13 protein-coding genes are annotated in these 18,248 nt (G+C 71.1%); 4 read left to right on the top strand and 9 right to left on the bottom strand.

The window, feature by feature from the left end; genetic code table 11:
• Positions 1–7: 7 nt before the first annotated feature.
• Both ACIBH4_RS13090 and ACIBH4_RS13085 read right to left on the bottom strand, forming a co-directional pair.
• Complete coding sequence (locus ACIBH4_RS13090; protein ID WP_362765008.1) at positions 8–1,621, bottom strand: amidohydrolase; 1,614 nt, start codon at positions 1,619–1,621, stop codon at positions 8–10.
• A gap of 305 nt (positions 1,622–1,926) precedes the next feature.
• Entirely contained in the window at positions 1,927–3,327 is a 1,401-nt protein-coding gene (locus ACIBH4_RS13085; protein WP_362513934.1) for an FAD-dependent oxidoreductase, read from the bottom strand.
• Between the two features lie 178 nt (positions 3,328–3,505).
• On the opposite strand from ACIBH4_RS13085, the gene ACIBH4_RS13080 reads away from it, so the two are divergent.
• Both ACIBH4_RS13080 and add read left to right on the top strand, forming a co-directional pair.
• Positions 3,506–4,537 (top strand): GNAT family N-acetyltransferase, encoded by a 1,032-nt coding sequence (locus ACIBH4_RS13080; RefSeq protein WP_362513937.1) that lies wholly within the window; start codon positions 3,506–3,508, stop codon positions 4,535–4,537.
• Positions 4,538–4,747: 210 nt separating this feature from the next.
• Positions 4,748–5,782, top strand: a complete 1,035-nt coding sequence (gene add / locus ACIBH4_RS13075) for an adenosine deaminase (RefSeq protein ID WP_362513940.1) — start codon at positions 4,748–4,750, stop codon at positions 5,780–5,782.
• Between the two features lie 57 nt (positions 5,783–5,839).
• Here add and pgl read toward each other — a convergent pair whose 3' ends face one another.
• The 6 genes from pgl to tkt all read right to left on the bottom strand — a co-directional run bounded on the left by pgl (position 5,840) and on the right by tkt (position 14,129).
• Positions 5,840–6,613, bottom strand: a complete 774-nt coding sequence (gene pgl / locus ACIBH4_RS13070) for a 6-phosphogluconolactonase (protein ID WP_362765010.1) — start codon at positions 6,611–6,613, stop codon at positions 5,840–5,842.
• 57 nt (positions 6,614–6,670) lie between these two features.
• Entirely contained in the window at positions 6,671–7,582 is a 912-nt protein-coding gene (locus tag ACIBH4_RS13065) for a glucose-6-phosphate dehydrogenase assembly protein OpcA (protein ID WP_362513946.1), read from the bottom strand.
• Complete coding sequence (zwf, locus tag ACIBH4_RS13060; protein ID WP_362765105.1) at positions 7,583–9,106, bottom strand: glucose-6-phosphate dehydrogenase; 1,524 nt, start codon at positions 9,104–9,106, stop codon at positions 7,583–7,585. It abuts the gene before it with no gap.
• A gap of 169 nt (positions 9,107–9,275) precedes the next feature.
• A complete protein-coding gene (locus tag ACIBH4_RS13055; RefSeq protein WP_362765012.1) occupies positions 9,276–10,904 on the bottom strand; it encodes a glucose-6-phosphate isomerase in 1,629 nt (542 codons plus the stop codon).
• 7 nt (positions 10,905–10,911) lie between these two features.
• A complete protein-coding gene (gene tal, locus ACIBH4_RS13050; RefSeq protein ID WP_362513952.1) occupies positions 10,912–12,015 on the bottom strand; it encodes a transaldolase in 1,104 nt (367 codons plus the stop codon).
• A 2-nt stretch (positions 12,016–12,017) separates the two neighbouring features.
• Entirely contained in the window at positions 12,018–14,129 is a 2,112-nt protein-coding gene (gene tkt, locus ACIBH4_RS13045) for a transketolase (RefSeq protein ID WP_362513956.1), read from the bottom strand.
• A gap of 303 nt (positions 14,130–14,432) precedes the next feature.
• Here tkt and ACIBH4_RS13040 point away from each other — a divergent pair, with 303 nt between their 5' ends.
• Together ACIBH4_RS13040 and ACIBH4_RS13035 are read left to right on the top strand one after the other, a co-directional pair.
• Positions 14,433–15,386: a heme o synthase gene (locus tag ACIBH4_RS13040; RefSeq protein WP_350947761.1), complete on the top strand. Its 954-nt coding sequence runs from the start codon at positions 14,433–14,435 to the stop codon at positions 15,384–15,386.
• Between the two features lie 358 nt (positions 15,387–15,744).
• Positions 15,745–16,986, top strand: a complete 1,242-nt coding sequence (locus tag ACIBH4_RS13035; protein ID WP_362513961.1) for a PrsW family intramembrane metalloprotease — start codon at positions 15,745–15,747, stop codon at positions 16,984–16,986.
• A 200-nt stretch (positions 16,987–17,186) separates the two neighbouring features.
• Here ACIBH4_RS13035 and ACIBH4_RS13030 read toward each other — a convergent pair whose 3' ends face one another.
• Positions 17,187–18,191, bottom strand: a complete 1,005-nt coding sequence (locus tag ACIBH4_RS13030) for a COX15/CtaA family protein (protein WP_362513964.1) — start codon at positions 18,189–18,191, stop codon at positions 17,187–17,189.
• Positions 18,192–18,248: the final 57 nt, after the last annotated feature.

Here is an 18,248-nt window from a genome sequence, read left to right as displayed (position 1 = left end):
CGCGAGGTCAGCGCTGGTAGACCTGTTCGCCGTCGAGGAAGGTCATCGCGACCTTGGTGCGCCAGATGTCGGACTCCGGCTCGGTGAACGGGTCGCGGTCAAGGACGACGAGGTCGGCGCGGTTGCCGGGAACGATGGTGCCGGCGTCGTCGTCGCGGTTGATCCTGGCCGAGCCCGCGGTGTAGGCGGTGAGCGCGGTGTCCAGCGTGAGTCTCTGGCCGGGCAGGAACGGGGTCTGCGCCGTCGGGTAGCCCGCGTGCAGTGAGCCGCCGGGTTCGGTGCGGTTGACGGCGACGTGCATGCCCTGGATCGGGTCGGCCTCGGAGACAGGCCAGTCGCTGCCCGCGCAGAACAGCGTGCCGTTGCGCAGCAGGTCGGCGAACGGGTACTGCCAGGTGGAGCGCTCCTCGCCCAGGAAGGGGAGGGTGAGCTCGTCCATCTGGGCGTGGTGGGTGGCCCAGAGCGGCTGCAGGTTGGCGGTCACGCCGAGCTTGGCGAAGCGCGGCACGTCGGACGGCTCGACGATCTGCAGGTGCGCGATGTGGTGCCGGTTGGCCGGGTCGGTCCCCTCGAAGCTGTCCAGCGCCTCGCGGACGGCCCGCTCGCCGATGGCGTGGAAGTGCACCTGGAAGCCGTGCCGGTCCAGCTCGGCGACGCACTCCTTCAAGAGCACGGGGTCCACGTACGACAGGCCGGTACCGCCGCAGCGGCAGTAGGGCTCGATCACCGCCGCGGTGAAGTTCTCGGCGATGCCGTCCTGCATGATCTTCACCGAGGTCGCGCGGAACCGCTCCAGGCCCTCGGCGGAGCGGCGCCGCTCCAGCAGTTCGGGGATCTGCTCGGCGCCGCGCGCCCGGTCCCACCACAGCGCGCCCACGACGCGGGCGCGCAGCGCGCCGGAGGCCGCCGCCGAGACGTACGTGGGCAGCTGGTCGTCGTAGCCCGCGTAGGAGCCGACGATGGCGTCCTGCCAGCCGGTGACGCCGAGGGAGAACAGGTGGTCCTGGGCCGTCAGCAGTGCCTCGTGCATGTCCTGGGCGCTGGGGCGGGGGGTGAGCAGGCCGACCAGGTCCATCGCGCCCTCGTGCAGCACGCCGCTCGGCGTGCCGTCGGCGTCGCGCTCGATCCTGCCGTCGGCGGGGTCGGGGGTGTCGCGGGTGATCCCGGCCAGTTCCAGGGCCCGGCTGTTCACCCAGGCGGCGTGGTGGTCGCGCTGGATCAGGTAGACCGGGCGGTCGACGACGTCGAGCTGGGAGCGGTGCGGCAGGCCGCCGGGGAAGGCCGACATGTCCCAGCCGCCGCCGTCGATCCACTCGTGGCCGGGGTGGGAGGCGGCGTAGGTGGTGATCCGCTCCAGATACTCCGGCAGGCCGTAGACCCCGGACAGGTCGCACCTGGCCCGCTCCAGGCCCGCCTGGACCGGGTGGATGTGCGCGTCGGTGAACGCCGGGGTGAGCAGGCGGCCGTCCAGGTCGACCACCTCGTGGCCGGGGGCGGCGAGCCGCATGACGTCGGTCTCCGTGCCGACGGCGGCGATCCGGCCGTCACGGACCAGCACCGCCTCGGCGAAGGCGTCCGCGGCGAGGAAGGCCCGGCCGCCCCGGAAGAGCAGGTCGCTCACTTTCGTACCATCCTTCTGCCGATGTCCCGGAGGCCGCTGGCGCCCCGAGATGCCGCTTGATCACCTACATTGCACGCTCGACCGGCCGAGGTCCAGCGTGAGTTTTCCCCGGGTGTCGGCCGAGACCCGGAGACGTCCGCCGACACTCGCCGACGTCCACTGCTCGTCTTGCCGATGTGCGCCGATGTCCGGCGCCCGTTCACCGACACTCGCCGACACTCGCCGACGTCCGCCGACGTCCATCGCCCGTACGCGGGCGTCGGGCGTTCGACGGGCGGTGCCGTCCGGGGACCTCTCCCCGGCGCTCAGCGTCCGGTGATGGAGTCGGCGACGCGGGCCAGCACCGAGGTGCGGCCGAGCCCGGCCTTCTCCCTGGCGTCGGCCCGGCGGTAGAGGTCGTACATGGCGTGCACGCCGATCCACCGCAGCGGTTCCACCTCCCAGCCGCGCACCTTGCGGTCCACCCAGGGCAGGGAGGTCAGGTCGGTGTCCTCGCGCAGGACGAGGTCGCGCAGGGTACGGCCGGCGAGGTTGGTCGTGGTCACCCCGTGGCCGGTGTAGCCGCCCGCCCAGCCGATGCCGGTGGCGTGGTCGACGTGCACGGTGGCGCACCAGTCGCGGGGCACGCCGAGTACGCCGGACCAGGCATGCGCCACGCGGGAGGCCCTGACCGCGGGGAACATCCCGGTGAGCAGCTCCCAGAGCGCCTCGATCGTCCACTCGTGGGTGCGGCCCCGGTCGTCCACGCGGGATCCGTACAGGTAGGGCTTGCCGCGCCCGCCGAACGCGATCCGGCCGTCGGCGGTGCGCTGGGCGTACATGTAGTAGTGCGCCATGTCGCCGAGCAGCTCGTTGCCCTCCCAGCCGATCTCGTCCCACAGCGCGCCCAGCGGCTCGGTGACGATCATGGAGCTGTTCATCGGCAGCCACGTCCGGTGATACTGCCTCAGCTCGGCGGTGAAGCCCTCGGTGGCGCGGATGACGTATTCGGCGCGGACTGTCCCGTGCGGCGTGCGGGCCTCGCGAGGGGCGATCTCGGTGACCGGGGTGCGCTCGAAGATCTCCACCCCGAGGTTTCGCACGGTCTCTGCCAGGCCCCTGGCCAGCTTGGCGGGCTGGATCCTGGCGCAGTGCGGGCTCCAGATCGCGCTGACCGCGCCGTTCACCCGCAGGCGTCCCTCCCGCTCGGCGGGGTCGAGCAGCCGCACGTCCTCCTCGGTCCAGCCCCAGTGGCGCTCGTGGGCGAGCAGCCGGTGCAGCCGCCGGTCCTGGGCGGCGTTGGTGGCGACCGTGGTGACGCCGCCCTTGACGATCTCGGCGTCGATGTTCTCGTCCTGGGCGACGGCGACGACCTCGTCGATCGTGTCGAACATCACCCGCTGCAGCCGCCTGGCCGCGTCCACGCCGTGCGTCCTGGCGTAGCGCTCGGGGGTGCCGGCCAGCTCGCCGACCAGCCAGCCGCCGTTGCGTCCGGAGGCGCCGTATCCGGCGAACTCCTTCTCCAGCACGACGATCCGCAGGTCAGGGCTCGCCTTCTTCAGGTAGTAGGCGGTCCACAGGCCCGTGTATCCGGCGCCGACGATGGCGACGTCGGCGTCGAGGTCTCCGGTGAGAGGGGCGCCGGGGGAGGGGATGCCGAGGGAGCGGTACCAGAAGGAGACGTCTCCGTTGACGAAGTCCCCGGCCAGGGGAACGCGCGTGCTCATGGCCTCACATTCTGCTGTATCCGTCTATATGGGTGTACCTGTCAACGGAAACCGTTGTAGAAACGCCGTCCGGCCGCGTAATGAGCGATCTTCTCAAACGTAACGATGGGCTCACTCATGTGTAGCAGTCCCGTAACAGCTCCGGGACAGGCTATGCCCTGACGGAAGGGGCATTCTGATGGGGTTTCTGAGGATTCGTACGACCGTTGACGAGAGGCCGGGACGGCTGGCCTCGCTGACCGCCGCGCTCGCCGCCAAGGGTGGCAACATTCTGGGCCTGAGCGTGCAGACCGACGTGGACGGCACGGTCGACGAGTTCGTCACGGACATCCCCGCGGGAGCCGAGGCGGTACGCGAGGCGCTGGAGGCCGCCGGGGGACGGCAGGTCCAGGTCGTCGCCGCCACCGCCCACGAGCTGACCGACGAGCCCACCCGCGTCCTGCTGCTCGCCTCCCGGCTGCGCATGACGCCCTGGCGCCTGCCGGAGCTGCTGGGAGAGCTGCTGCGCGCCGACGACTCCCGCTGGGTCTACGGTTCGGAGATGAGTGATCTTCCGGACCCGACCCTGCTGACCGTACCCGTGGCCCCGCGCCGCGCGATCAGGGTCCGCAGGGCCGAGCTGCCCTTCACCCTGACCGAGGCCGCCCGCGCGGCCTCCTTCGTCCGCCTGGCGCAGCCCCCCGTCGAGGAGTCCGGGGCCGACCGCGACATCACGCTCTCCGACGGCGTCGAGGTCAACGTCCGCCCGCTCACCCGCCTCTACCGCGAGGCCGTACGCGACCTGCACGACCGCTGCTCGCCCGAGGCCCGCAGGTTCCGCTACTTCACCTCGGCGCCGGTGCTGCCGCCGAAGGTCTTCGAGCGGCTCTGCGACCGCGCCCGGGGCCAGTCGATCGTCGCCGGACACGACGGCCAGGTCGTCGGTCTCGCCAACCTGATGTTCACCTCCGACCCGGGCACCGCCGAGATGGCGTTCCTGATCGAGGACCGCTGGCAGGGCAGGGGCCTGGGGACGGCCCTGGCGGGGATGCTCGTCCGCCAGGCCCGCGACCTGGGCTTCGCCGAGGTCAGGGCGACGCTGCTGTCCGACAACATCCGCATGCGCAGGCTCCTGGTCTCGCTCGGCGCGACCCTGAACTACACCGAGGACCCCGGCGTGGTGGAAGCCAGGCTGGCCGTGGGCGTGATGGCGACGGCATCCCCGAGCTGAACCCCATCACGCGACCTTCCCGTTTCGAGATCGCTCAGGGGTCCCGAAGCGGGGAGGTCGCACTTTTCGGTTTCTCCGTGGGACCACAGTCCTCCCCGGGAGAGGTCGGGGTGCGCGGCCTCGGCCTCTCCCGGGGAAAGATGACATTTTAGTGTCAGCTTCATGGTAAATGCCTTTCGCGGCCGAGGGCGGCGTGCGTAGGGTCCCCGCATGACGATCAACGCCTTCATCGACGCGCTTCCCAAGGTCGAACTCCACGTCCACCTGGTCGGCTCCGCCTCCGTCCCCACCGTGCTCGAACTCGCCCGCCGCCACCCCGGCGGCGGCGTCCCCACGGACGAGGAGGAGTTGCGCGCCTTCTACAGGTTCACCGACTTCCCGCACTTCGCCCGCATCTACCAGGCGATCAACGCCCTCGTCCGCGAGCCGGAGGACGTGGCCACCCTGGTGCTCGGCCTCGCCTCCGACCTCGCGGCGCAGAACGGCCGCTACGTCGAGCTGACCGTCACGCCGTACGCGCACCACGTCGTGGGCATGCCGATGCGCGAGGTCACCGAGGCGCTCGACCTCGCCGCCCGGCGCTCCCACGAGGAGCACGGGGTGCGGATGGCGTACGTGTTCGACATCCCCGGCGAGTACGGCGCCGAGGCGGCCCGCGTCACCCTGGACCACGCGCTCGGCGAACCTCCCCAGGAGCTGGTAGGTTTCGGGCTGGCCGGCATCGAACAGGACCGCCCGAAGTATCGGGACGTCTTCGCCGACGCCTTCCGCGCCGCCACCGCCGCCGGGCTGCGCAGCCTGCCGCACGCGGGCGAGATGAGCGGCCCGGAGACCATCTGGGAGGCCCTCGACCTCCTGGGCGCCGAGCGGATCGGGCACGGCATCGCCTGCATGGACGACCCCCGCCTCGTCGCCCACCTGCGCGAGACGCAGATCCCCCTGGAGGTCTGCCCCACCTCCAACGTCTGCACCGGCCAGGTCGCCCGCATCGAGGAGCACCCCCTGCCCCGCATGATCGAGGAGGGCCTGTTCGTCACCCTCAACAGCGACGACCCGCCCATGTTCGCCACCACCCTGAGCCGCGAGTACCGCGTCGCCGCCGACCAACTCGGCCTGGACCGCGCCACCCTCGCCACCCTGGCCCGCAACGCCGTCGAGGCCTCGTCCATGGACCCGGCGGGCAAGCAGGAGATCCTCACCGAGATCGACGCCGTCGCCGCCCAGCACTCCGAGACCGCACCCTGACGGCCATCTCGAAGATCGCGATCGTCAGGTCATGCCGATTCGCGACAGACGCGCGGCTCAGGGGGAGGAGATCCGGCTCAGGGAGGAGGGGATCTTGGAGGCGGCGGCCCTGTCCAGCAGGAAGAGGGTGTTCCGGCTGCCTCGGGCGCCGGCCGCGGGGACCTGCATCGTCCCCGAGTCCGACAGCGCGAGCCGTACCGCTTCGGCCTTCTCCTCGCCGGCGGCGATCACCCACACCTCGCGGGCACCCTGGATCACCGGCAGCGTGAGCGAGATACGGGTGGGCGGGGGCTTGGGGGAGTCGTGTACCGCGACCACGGGCCGGGTGTCGTGCAGGGCGGGCATGCCGGGGAAGAGCGAGGCGACGTGGCCGTCGGGGCCCATGCCCAGCATCATGAGGTCGAACGCAGGGGCCGGGCCGTGCTCCTCGGGAGGCGCGGCCTTGCGGAGCTCCTCGGCGTAGGCCTCGGCCGACTCCTCGGCGGTCATACCGGAGTCGGGGCCGCGCATCACGTGGACCCGCTCGGGGTCGAGGTCGAGTTGATCGAGCAGGGCCTCGCGGGCACCGGTCTCGTTGCGCTCGGGGTCGCCATCCGGCAGGAAACGCTCGTCGCCCCACCAGATGTCCACCTTGCGCCAGTCGACGGCGTCCCTGGCGGGGGAGGCGGCGATCTCGGCGAGGGTGGCGATGCCGACGGTCCCGCCGGTCAGGACCAGGTGGGCCGAGCCCTTGGCCGACTGGGCGTCGACGACTCGGACGATCACCCGGGCGGCGACGGCCTTGGCGAGCACGTCGGCGTCGCGGTGGGTGATCACAGTGGGAACGCTCACGGGGCTTCTCTTTCGAAAGGAGGCGCCCCGCGGCGATCGCCGCGGGGCGCTCACGGCTCAGGACTTGTGGGTCCGGGCGAGTCGCCGGATCGCCGACGCGTAGATCTCGTCGGGGTCCAGCCGCCGCAGCTCCTCGGAGAGCAGCTCCGACGTCGGGCGCCGGGCCAGGGCGACCCTGCGGTCAGGCTGACCGGGACGCGACAACGTGCCCAGCCGGCCGTCAGGGCGGGTGATGGTGATGTCGCCGTCCGCCGCGATCAGCTTGACCATGGTCAGGCCGGGCCCGGCGGAGTCGGAGACCTTCACGGGAGCGTCGAGGCGCTCGCCGAGCCAGGCCCCGAGCAGCAGGGCGCTGGCATGGCCGGGCACGGCATCGATGGCGCCCCGCTTGACCTTGCCCACCGGCTGGTCGAACGCGGCGGCCAGCAGGCTCCGCCACGTCGTCAGCCGGGTCCAGGCCAGGTCGGTGTCACCGGGCACGTAACCGCGGGCCCGGCCGACGATCGCCTTGACCGGGTCGGCCGCCGACCGCGCGTCGACGATGCGACGCTGGGCCAGCATGCCGATCGGGTCCTTGGACGGCACCTCGGGGCCGTCGGTGGGCCACCAGGCCACCACCGGGGTGTCGGTGAGCAGCAGCGGGCTGACGACCGAGTCGGCGTGCCTGGTCAGCTCCCCGTACAGGCGCAGCAGGATCACCTCGCCCGGGGTCGACTCGCCGAACCGGATCTCGGCGTCGAGCCGGTTCGGCTCCTCGGAGTCGCGGGGGATGACGACCAGGATCCGGGAGGGGTGCTCCCTGGCGGCCTCGGTCGCGGCCCGGACCGCGTCGTACTGGTCGCTCTCGCCGCAGACCACCACGAGGGTCAGCACCATGCCGACCGCCGGGGTGCCCATCTGGTGGCGCAGATGGGTGAGCTGCGAGGAGATCTTCGAGGCGGTCGTGCCGCTGAGCATGAAGCTGGTCATCTACAGCCGCCTCCAGACGCGCCCGTCGCGGGCCATCATCTCGTCGGCCGAGGCCGGCCCCCACGTGCCCGAGGGATACTCCTCCGGCGGGCCCTGGGAGCTCCAGAAGTCCTCGATCGGGTCGAGGATCTTCCATGACAGCTCGACCTCGCGCTGGTGCGGGAAGAGCGGCGGGTCGCCGATCAGCACGTCCAGCAGCAGCCGCTCGTAGGCCTCGGGGGAGGACTCCATGAACGACTCGCCGTAGGCGAAGTCCATCGAGACGTCCCTCACCTCCATCGCGGTGCCCGGCACCTTGGAGCCGAAGCGCACCGTGATGCCCTCGTCCGGCTGAACCCGGATGACCAGCGCGTTCTGCCCCAGGATCTCGGTGTCGTCCTTGCTGAACGGCAGGTGCGGCGCCCGCTGGAACACCACGGCCACCTCGGTGACCCGGCGGCCCAGCCGCTTGCCGGTGCGCAGGTAGAACGGCACCCCGGCCCAGCGCCGGTTGGCGATCTCCAGCTTGATGGCCGCGTAGGTCTCGGTGATCGAGTCGGGCGGGATGCCCTCCTCCTGGGTGTAGCCGATCACCGGCTCGCCGCCCTGCCAGCCGGGCCCGTAGCGGCCGCGCGCGGTGGCCTGGGACAGCTCGGACGGCAGCCGCACCGCCTTGAGGACCTTCTCCTTCTCCCTGCGCAGTGAGTCGGCCCCGAACGACGTCGGGTCCTCCATGCCGACCAGGGCGAGCAGCTGCAGCAGGTGGTTCTGGATCACGTCGCGGGCCGCGCCGATGCCGTCGTAGTAACCCGCCCGGCCGCCGATGCCGATGTCCTCGGCCATCGTGATCTGCACGTGGTCGACGTAGCCGCGGTTCCAGATCGGCTCGAACAGGTTGTTGGCGAACCGCAGCGCCAGGATGTTCTGGACGGTCTCCTTGCCCAGGTAGTGGTCGATGCGGAACACCGAGCTCTCCGGGAAGACCGCACTGGTGATCGCGTTGAGCTCCTGGGCGCTCTGCAGGTCGTGCCCGAAAGGCTTCTCGATCACCACTCGGCGCCAGGATCCGGGAGGGCCGTCGGCGAGGCCGGTCCGCTTCAGCTGCTGGACCACGACCGGGAAGAACTTCGGCGGCACCGAGAGGTAGAAGCCGTAGTTGCCGCCGGTGCCCCGGGTCTGGTCGATCTCCTTGAGCATCATCGCCAGCGTGTCGAACGCACCGTCGTCGGTGAACTCGCCACGGCAGAAGAAGATGCCCTCCGACAGCTGCTTCCAGACCTCCTCGCGAAACGGCGTCCGCGCGTGCTCCTTGACCGCGTCGTGGGTCAGCTGCGCGAAGTCCTGGTCCTTCCAGTCGCGGCGGGCGAAGCCGACCAGGGAGAAGCCCGGGGGCAGCAGCCCTCGGTTGGCGAGGTCGTAGATCGCCGGCAGCAGCTTCTTGCGTGCCAGGTCGCCGGTCACGCCGAACAGCACCAGCACGCACGGCCCGGCCACGCGGGGCAGGCGCTTGTCGCTCGGGTCGCGCAGCGGGTTGGCCTCGATCATGGCCTCGGTGACGCCGGCGGTTGCGACGTCGGTGGCCGTGGTGGTCGTGGGTGTCTTCTCCCCCTGCGCGTCCGTCGCGGGGACGACCGTGTCGGCGGCCGATGCCGGGGCACCGGCCGCGTCACCCGTCCGGGGGCTCCCCTTGCTCATGCGAACCTCCGGCGGTCCATCAGACCTCCCGTGAGGCGGCGAGCAGGCGCGCGACTCCGGCGGCGCGGTCGGTCAGGTGCAGCCGTACGGCGGGACGCCCGCGGCTGGCCAGCGCGCCCAGGTCGCCCAGGGCCTGGGCGAGCTGGAGCCGGCCCAGGGTGTAGGGCTTGCCGGGGACCTCGACGTCATCCTCGACCGCGCCGGTGATCTGCAGGAACACCCCGTTCTGCGGGCCGCCCTTGTGGTACTGGCCGGTGGAGTGCAGGAAGCGGGGTCCCCAGCCGAAGGTGACCGGGCGGTCGGTGCGGACGGCGAGCAGCCCGCGCAGCGTCGCCGGGTCGGCGCCGCTCCACACGTCCGTCATCTCCTCGAACGAGGCGCCCTCGGCGTACGGGGCGTCGAAGGCCGCCTCACGGTCGAGGTAGGCCATCACCGCGAGGTAGCCGCGCTCGGGGATCGCCTCCAGCAGCCGGGTGAACACGTCCGACAGGTCCTTGACGTCCTCGGAGCCGGGGAACTCGCCGTACACCTCCACCGGGCCGTCGACCAGGATCGGGGTGCCGACCGGCAGCTCGGCCTGGTCGAGCAGCTTGGCGGTGTTCTCCTTGGACTCGGCCACGTTCGGCTGGTTGAACGGGTCGATGCCGAGGACGCGGCCCGCGACGGCCGTGGCGTACTCCCAGACGAGGAACTGCGCGCCCAGCGGGCCGGCGACGGTCACGACGCCGTCGGTGTCGATCCCGGCGAGCAGCTCGTCGTCGGCGTCACCGGGGTCGGCGCCCACGACGGGCAGGATGCCCTTGCCGGACTTGCCGGTGGACTCGGCGACCAGCTGCTCGATCCAGTCGGGCAGGCCGTTGATCTCCGACAGGCTGTCCTCGATCACGAGCTTGTCGCGCCCGGCCTCGGCGGCGGCGCCCAGGGCGGCGCCGAGGTCGAGGCCGGGGTTGCCCTCGGTCCGCGACAGCAGCGGCGCCACCTCGGCCGCGTCGTCGAGCAACCGCTCGACGTCGGCGCCCGCCAGCGCGCTGGGCACCAGGCCGAACGCCGTCAGGGCGCTGTAGCGGCCGCCCACGTTCGGGTCGGCGAGGATCACCTGGTAACCCGCCTCGCGGGCGCTCGCCTCCAGGGGCGAGCCGGGGTCGGTGACGACGACGATCCTCTTCGCCGGGTCGATCCCGGCGTCACGGAAGGCCTTCTCGTAGATCCGCCGGTGGCTGTCGGTCTCGACCGTGCCGCCGCTCTTGCTCGCGACGACCAGGATCGTGCTCTCCAACCGGTCCTCGAGCGCCCGGCGCACCTGGCCGGGGTCGGTGGTGTCGAGAACGGTGAGGGGTACGTCGTCGGAGGTGGTGATGACCTCGGGGGCGAGGGAGGAGCCGCCCATGCCGGCCAGGACCACGTGGTCCAGGCCCTCGGCGCGGGCCCGCTCCACCAGCGCGCCGATCTCGGGGAGCAGCTGCCTGCTCGTCAGCGGGAGGTTGAGCCAGCCGAGCCGGATCGCCGCCTCGGCCTCCGCCTCGGGACCCCACAGGGTGGAGTCGCCGGAGGCGAGGGCCTGGGGGACCCCCTCGGAGGCGAGCTGTCCTGCCGTCTCCGAGGCCTGCTCGGTGAAGTCGTCCTCGCTGAACGTCACGGACACTGACATATGGTCCTCACGCCTTCTTCAGCTCGGAGGAGACGGTCTCCAGCAGCTCTTTCCAGGAGGCCTCGAACTTGTTCAGGCCGTCCTCCTCCAGGAAGCGCACCACATCGTCGTAGTCGATGCCGGCGTCCTTGAGCGCCGCCATGGTGTTCCAGGCCTCCTCGTAGGAGGAGCGGACCGTGTCGCCGGTGATGTTGCCGTGGTCGGCCGTGGCCTCCAGGGTCTTCTCCGGCATCGTGTTGACCGTTCCGGAGGTGACCAGCTCGTCCACGTAGAGGGTGTCGGGGTAGTCGGGGTTCTTCGTCCCGGTGGAGGCCCACAGCGGGCGCTGCGCCCGCGCGCCGGCCTCGGCCAGCGCCTGCCAGCGCGGGGACGCGACGACCTCCTCGAAGGCGGCGAAGGCGAGGCGGGCGTTGGCGACCGCGGCCTTGCCCCTCAGCGCGAGCGCCTCGGGCGTGCCGATCTTGTCCAGGCGCTTGTCGATCTCGCCGTCCACGCGGCTGACGAAGAACGAGGCGACCGACTCGATGGCCGACAGGTCCAGGCCGGCCTCCTTGGCCTTCTCCAGGCCGGTCAGCCAGGCGTCCATCACGGCGCGGTAGCGCTCAAGGGAGAAGATCAGCGTGACGTTGACGCTGATGCCCTCGGAGATCGCCTGCGTGATGGCGGGCAGGCCCTCGACGGTGGCGGGGATCTTGATGAACAGGTTGGGCCGGTCGACCAGCCACCACAGCGCGCGCGCCTCGGCGACGGTCTTGTCGGTGTCCTTGGACAGGCGGGGGTCGACCTCGATCGACACCCGGCCGTCCACCTGGCCGGTGGTGTCGTAGACCGGCCGCAGCACGTCGGCGGCCCAGCGGATGTCGTAGGTGGTGATCGCCCGCACGGCCTCCTCCACGTCGACGCCGCGGATCTTCAGGTCGTGCAACTGGCCGTCGTAGGCGTCGCCCTTGCTCAGCGCCGAGGCGAAGATCGTCGGGTTGGAGGTGACGCCGACCACCTGCCTGTCGTTGATCAGGGACTGCAGGTTGCCCGTGCGCAGGCGCTCGCGGCTGATGTCGTCCAGCCAGATGGAGACACCCTGCTCGGAGAGCTTCTTCAGGATCTCACTCATGATCAGTTTCCCGTCGTCTCGCCCTTGTCGGCTCCGGTCTTGGCGAGGCTCGCCTTGGCGGCGGCGGCCACGCGCTCGGCGGTCAGGCCGAACTGCTCGTAGAGGGTCTTGTAGGGGGCCGAGGCACCGAAGTGCTCCAGGCTCACCACCACACCCTCGTCTCCCACGAACTCCCGCCAGCCCAGCGCGATTCCCGCCTCGACCGCCACGCGCGCGCGCACCGCCGACGGCAGCACCGTCTGCCGGTAGGCCGCGTCCTGGGCCTGGAACCACTCCACGCACGGCATCGACACGACCCGGGTGGCGATGCCCTGCGCCTCAAGGAGCTCGCGGGCCTCGACGGCCAGCTCGACCTCGGAGCCGGTACCGATCAGGATCACCGAGGGCTGCCCGTCGGAGGCGTCCCGCAGGATGTAACCGCCGCGGGCGACCTTGTCCGCGTCGCGGGTGCCCTCGTAGACCGGAAGGTTCTGGCGGGTGAGCGCGAGCGCGGCAGGGCGGTCGTTGTGCTCCAGCACGACCTGCCAGGCGGCGGCCGTCTCGTTGGCGTCGGCCGGGCGGACCACGTCGAGACCGGGGATGGCGCGCAGCGCCCACAGGTGCTCGACGGGCTGGTGCGTCGGGCCGTCCTCGCCCAGGCCGATGGAGTCGTGCGTCCACACGTAGGTGACCGGCAGCTTCATCAGCGCGGCCAGCCGCACGGCCGGGCGCATGTAGTCGCTGAACACCAGGAACGTGCCACCGTACGGGCGGGTGCCGCCGTGCAGCGCGATGCCGTTGAGTATCGCGCCCATGCCGTGCTCGCGGATGCCGAAGTGCAGCGTGCGGCCGTAGGGGCCGCCGGGGAAGTCCTTGGTCTGGAACTCCTCGGGGATGAAGGACGGCTCGCCCTTCATCGTGGTGTTGTTGGACTCGGCGAGGTCGGCCGAGCCGCCCCACAGCTCGGGCAGCACCGGCGCGAGGGCGCTGAGCACCTCGCCGGAGGCCTTGCGGGTGGCGACGGAGGAGCCGATCTCGAAGGTCGGCAGCGCCCCGGTCCAGTCCGCGGGAAGCCGTCGCGCGGAGATGCGGTCGAACTCGGCGGCGCGCTCGGGGTTGGCCTCACGCCAGCTCTGGTAGAGCTTGTCCCACTCTGCCCGCACGGCCCGGCCGCGCTCGACGACCTCGCGGGCGTGCTCCAGCACCTCGGAGGGGACGTCGAAGCTCTTCTCGATGTCGAAGCCCATGACCTTCTTGGTGGCGGCGACCTCGTCGGCGCCCAGCGCCGAGCCGTGGATCTTGCCGGTGTTCTGCTTGTTGGGCGCGGGCCAGCCGATGATCGTGCGCAGCCGGATGAACGACGGCCTGCCGGTCTCGGCGCGGGCGGCCTCCAGGGCCTCGTACAGCGCCTGGACGTCCTCGACGTACTCGCCCGTCCGCGTCCAGTCGACCGTCTGGGTGTGCCACCCGTACGCCTCGTAGCGCGCGACGATGTCCTCGCTCAGCGCGATCTGGGTGTCGTCCTCGATCGAGATGTGGTTGCTGTCGAAGACGACGGTGAGGTTGCCCAGCCTCTGGTGGGCCGCGAGGGCGCTCACCTCGTGGCTGATGCCCTCCTCGATGTCACCCTCGGAGGCGATGCACCAGATGTTGTGGTCGAACGGGCTCGCGCCCGGGGCGGCGTCCGGGTCGAACAGGCCGCGCTCGCGGCGGGCGGCCATCGCCATGCCGACCGCGTTGCCCAGGCCCTGGCCGAGCGGGCCCGTGGTGGTCTCGACGCCGACGGTGTGGCCGTGCTCGGGGTGGCCGGGCGTGAGGCTCTCCCACTGGCGGAGCCCCTTGATGTCGTCGAGGCTCAGACCGTAGCCGGAGAGGAAGAGCTGAATGTAGAGAGTCAGGCTGCTGTGACCCGCCGAAAGGACGAACCGGTCACGGCCCGCCCACGAGGGGTCTGACGGGTCATGTCGCATCACCTGCTGGAACAGCAGGTAAGCGGCCGGCGCCAGGCTCATCGCGGTGCCGGGGTGACCCGATCCCGCCTTCTCTACCGCGTCCATGGCCAGGGTGCGTACGACGTCGACCGCACGGCGGTCCAGGTCGCTCCATTCGAGGGCTGGCACGAGTTCAGTGCTCAAGTGCTCGATCTCCGGATCTAATCGTGTGATGGTGGCGCCGGTCTGGTATTTCCCGCCCACACCGGACCCTAACGGGTTCGACCTGGCTACCGGGGCGTAGGTCGGCCCGAGGCGGGTCCGGGGGATCGGCAGGCGGCGTGCCTCCCCCTCGGGGAGTCCTCTCGCGCCGCTTCCGCACCCCGTGCCGGGACCGGCCTCCCCTGCAACTACAGTGAGTCCTCAGGGCCGGCTGGTGCCCGCATTCTCGGATCCGCTCTAATCAGAGGTTACGCGTTGACCCCGCACGTGCTGGAAGCACCTTAGATGGTGCTCACCGACAAGCAATCGACGGCCCCGCCCGAGGCGGGCACGGCCACCGAGGCCGCGCCGCGCTCCTTCGGCGACGTCGTGAAGGCCTACGTCGCCCTCACGAAGCCGCGGATCATCGAGCTGCTGCTGATAACGACGCTGCCGGTGATGTTCCTGGCCGCCAAGGGGCTGCCGCCGCTGTGGATCGCCGTCAACACCCTGGTGTTCGGCACCCTGTCGGCCGGCAGCGCGAACGCGCTGAACTGCTACATCGACCGCGACATCGACGCCGCCATGCGCCGCACCCGGCGCCGCCCGCTCGCCCGCGACCTGGTGCCGCCGACGAACGCGCTGATCTTCGGGCTCATCCTCGGTGTGGTGTCCACCGTTGGACTCGGCCTGGCGGTGAACTGGCTCGCCGCGGGCCTGTCGCTGGCCGCGAACCTGTTCTACGTGCTCGTCTACTCGATGATCCTCAAGCGCCGGACCTCGCAGAACGTGGTGTGGGGAGGCCTCGCCGGCTGCATGCCCGTGCTGATCGGCTGGGCGGGTGTCACCGGCCGCCTCGACTGGGCCCCCGTGGTGCTCTTCGGCGTGGTGTTCTTCTGGACGCCGCCGCACACCTGGACCCTCGCGATGCGCTACAGGGAGGACTACGCGGCGGCGAAGGTGCCAATGCTTCCCGTGGTCGCCACCGAGCGCCGCGTGGTGCTGGAGAGCATCGTCTACACCTGGGCCACGGTGCTGTGCTCGTTGCTGCTGTGGCCGGTGGCCGGGACCACCCTTCTCTACCCCGCGGTGGCCGTCGTCCTCGGCGCCGCCTGCCTGTGGGAGGTCCACCGCCTCCTGGCCCGGGTCAACGCGGGCAAGACCGGTGTCGACCTGCGCCCGATGCGCTTCTTCCACTGGTCCAACGCCTATCTGGCGCTGCTCTTCCTGGCCGTCGCCATCGACTCGATGCTCGTCTGAGACCCGGATCGTCTCGCGCGGTCTCCTCGGGCTGTGCCCGTTTCCGTGCCCCGGCGGCGGGGGAGACGTCTCCCGGGGGAAGATGTTCTCTTGACCGGCCTGGGGTGGGCCTGACCGTGGGGAGGGTGTTTCGTGGTCTTCGGTAAATCCCGGGAGCCTGATTCCGGTTCCGGCCGCGAGCGCGGCTCATCGCTCGGCATGGTCTACGGATCCGAGGTGGCCGGCCCGGTTCGCGGGCCTCACCTGCTTTTCGGCGGAGGGTGGCCGAGGGGTGGCGGTGGGGCGAGGTGTGTCAACCTTCGGCCGATAATCTCCCGATTCGAGTCGTAGGGTGGACACCAAGGGTTACGGTGGCCACATGGCCGGCCGTGACCCCCGCTGGGTGCTCAGGGACCGTCCGTCGGTCGGACTGATCGTCGGGCTCGTCCTCACCGGAGTGTGCGCCCTGGTGTCGTTCTCCTTCGACGTGCTGAACGGCGATCCGGTCTACTTCTTCATCGCCCTGTGCCTCGCGCTGGCGCCCGTCCCGGTGCTGCTGGCCGCGGTGCTGGCGCTCGACCGCATCGAGCCCGAGCCGCGCGGCAACCTGATCTTCGCGTTCGCCTGGGGCGCGGGGGTCGCGGTCCTGGTCGCCGGAGTGATCAACTCCTTCAACCTCGTCTACATCGAGAACACCGTCCAGCTGGGCTACGACTACGCGCGCAACATCGCCGCCACCTTCGGCGCACCCGTGGTCGAGGAGACGATGAAGGGCCTGGTCCTGCTGGGCCTGCTCAGGTTCAGGCGCGCCGAGCTGGACGGGCCCACCGACGGCATCATCTACGCCAGCATGGTCGGCCTCGGCTTCGCCATGAGCGAGAACGTCAGCTACTACGTGGCCGCGCTCAACGAGCTGGGCGCGCAGGGCCTGGCGGTGACCGTGGTGCTGCGCGGGGTCCTCTCGCCGTTCGCGCACCCGCTGTTCACCTCCATGATCGGTGTCGCGGTGGCCTACGCGGCGCAGCGCCGGGGGCCTGGGCGGATCTTCGTCATCGCGGCCGGGTGGGTCGGTGCGATGCTGCTGCACGGCATCTGGAACGGCTTCGTCTCCTACGTCGGCCTCGGCGGCCTGGCCGTCGCCTACCTGCTGCTGATGGTCGTGCTGTTCGTGCTGATCTGGATCATCTTCCGCGACCGCAAGCGCATCATCGGGCTCATCCAGACCTACCTGCCCGCCTACTGGGCGACGGGGCTGGTGTCCTCGGGCGACGTGGTGATGCTCTCCTCCCTGCAGGGGCGCCGCCACGCCCGGCAGTGGGCCAAGCAGCACGGGGGCAGGACGTCCCTGCGGGCGATGAGCGACTACCAGCTCGCGGCCACCGAGCTCGGCCTGCTCCACGAGCGGGCGAGGGGCCACGTGATCGACGAGCGCACCTTCAACGAGGAGCAGCGGGCGCTGCTGGAGTGCATGGCCGGTGCCCGCGCCCAGTTTCCCGGGCCGCCCGTCACGGGGAACGCTCCGGCGAGCCACGCCTCCGGCCCGTCCCACCCGCAGGACGGCCCTCCTTATCCGCAGGGTGGCCTCCCCGGTCACCCGCCGCCGGGCGGGCCGTTCCACTAGGCGCGTTCGCACCCGCGAAACCCGCCCTCTCGTCGGGGGGCCGTGTTCGATCCGATGCGGAGGATCATCTTCTCCGTACCGGATCGGAGCGCGGGGTCGGGCCTCGGATCGGCTCAGACGCGGACGTGTGTCACGGTCGGCTCATGCATGGGGGGCCTTCGCCTGCGGGGGGCGCGTCGCGGGCGCGCGTCACAGGGGCCTCAGACGCGGACGGGATCGAGCTCGCCGGTGACCGCCTCCGAGGCCTTTCGCGGCCCATGTGAGCCGGTCGCGAAGACCACCCGCAGCGTGCAGATCCAGACCAGGGTCGCGCCGAGCACGTGCAGGTTGACCAAAGCCGCGGGCACGCCCAGGAAGTACTGGACGTATCCGATGACCCCCTGCGCGGCCTCCACGCCCAGCAGCGTCCACGCGGCCCGCCGGGTGTACCCGGGCGCGTCGGTGATGTGCAGCGCGAACGCCAGCGCGAAGGTGAGGCCGATCACCACGTAGGCGACGTCGGCGTGGATCCTCGCCACGGTCTCGATGTCGAAGCCGAACCGGGAGGCCATCTCGTCGCCCGAGTGCGGCCCGGTGCCGGTCACCACCACGCCCACGACGAGCAGGGTGAACACGGCGGCGACGAGCCCGAAGACGAGCGTGCGGACATGGCGGTGGATCCGCTGCCGGGGCGGGGAGTCGTCGCCCGGGCTCTCGTTCAGGGCGGCGCGGGCGTACAGCGCGTACGCCGCGGCGATCATGCCGATGGAGGCGAGGAAGTGCACGCTCACGGTGACCGGGTTGAGCGCGCTGCGCACGACCAGGCCGCCCCAAAGTCCTTGGAAGGCCACGCCGATCGGTTGCAGCCAGGCCAGCCTCACCAGGTCGGGGCGGCGGGCCGGTAGCCGCAGGGCGGCGATCAGGCAGGCCACGCCGACCGCGAGCACCAGGAAGGTGAGCATCCGGTTGCCGAACTCGATCGCCATGTTCAGCGGTGAGATCTCGTCGTGGGCCACCGGGATGAAGCTCTCCGGCGTGCACCGTGGCCAGGTGGGGCAGCCCAGGCCGGACCCGCTGACCCGCACCGCGGCGCCCGTCACCGTGATCCCGACGTTGACGACGACCGCCGCCAGCGCCCAGCGGCGCAGGGTGAGGAAGGTCGGCGGCCCCACGATTCGCGCCGATCCGGCGGCATGACGGCGAGCCTGGTCAAGGAGGTGGTTCACGGCTCACATGCTAGGCGGCGAGGGGGGTGGTCCCGCCGCGGACCCCGGGGGGACCCC

It is taken from the genome of Streptosporangium sp. NPDC050284, assembly GCF_044459525.1.
Lineage (GTDB): Bacteria > Actinomycetota > Actinomycetes > Streptosporangiales > Streptosporangiaceae > Streptosporangium.
This window is presented reverse-complemented; position numbering and strand designations above follow the sequence as displayed.

Coding starts and splice junctions, on each gene's coding strand:
- ACIBH4_RS13080 (WP_362513937.1), top strand. CDS start 3,506: ATGGGGTTTCTGAGGATTCGTACGACCGTTGACGAGAGGCCGGGACGG.
- tal (WP_362513952.1), bottom strand. CDS start 12,015: ATGAGTGAGATCCTGAAGAAGCTCTCCGAGCAGGGTGTCTCCATCTGG.
- ACIBH4_RS13065 (WP_362513946.1), bottom strand. CDS start 7,582: ATGACCAGCTTCATGCTCAGCGGCACGACCGCCTCGAAGATCTCCTCG.
- zwf (WP_362765105.1), bottom strand. CDS start 9,106: ATGATCGAGGCCAACCCGCTGCGCGACCCGAGCGACAAGCGCCTGCCC.
- ACIBH4_RS13040 (WP_350947761.1), top strand. CDS start 14,433: ATGGTGCTCACCGACAAGCAATCGACGGCCCCGCCCGAGGCGGGCACG.
- ACIBH4_RS13055 (WP_362765012.1), bottom strand. CDS start 10,904: ATGTCAGTGTCCGTGACGTTCAGCGAGGACGACTTCACCGAGCAGGCC.
- ACIBH4_RS13035 (WP_362513961.1), top strand. CDS start 15,745: ATGGCCGGCCGTGACCCCCGCTGGGTGCTCAGGGACCGTCCGTCGGTC.
- ACIBH4_RS13085 (WP_362513934.1), bottom strand. CDS start 3,327: ATGAGCACGCGCGTTCCCCTGGCCGGGGACTTCGTCAACGGAGACGTC.
- add (WP_362513940.1), top strand. CDS start 4,748: ATGACGATCAACGCCTTCATCGACGCGCTTCCCAAGGTCGAACTCCAC.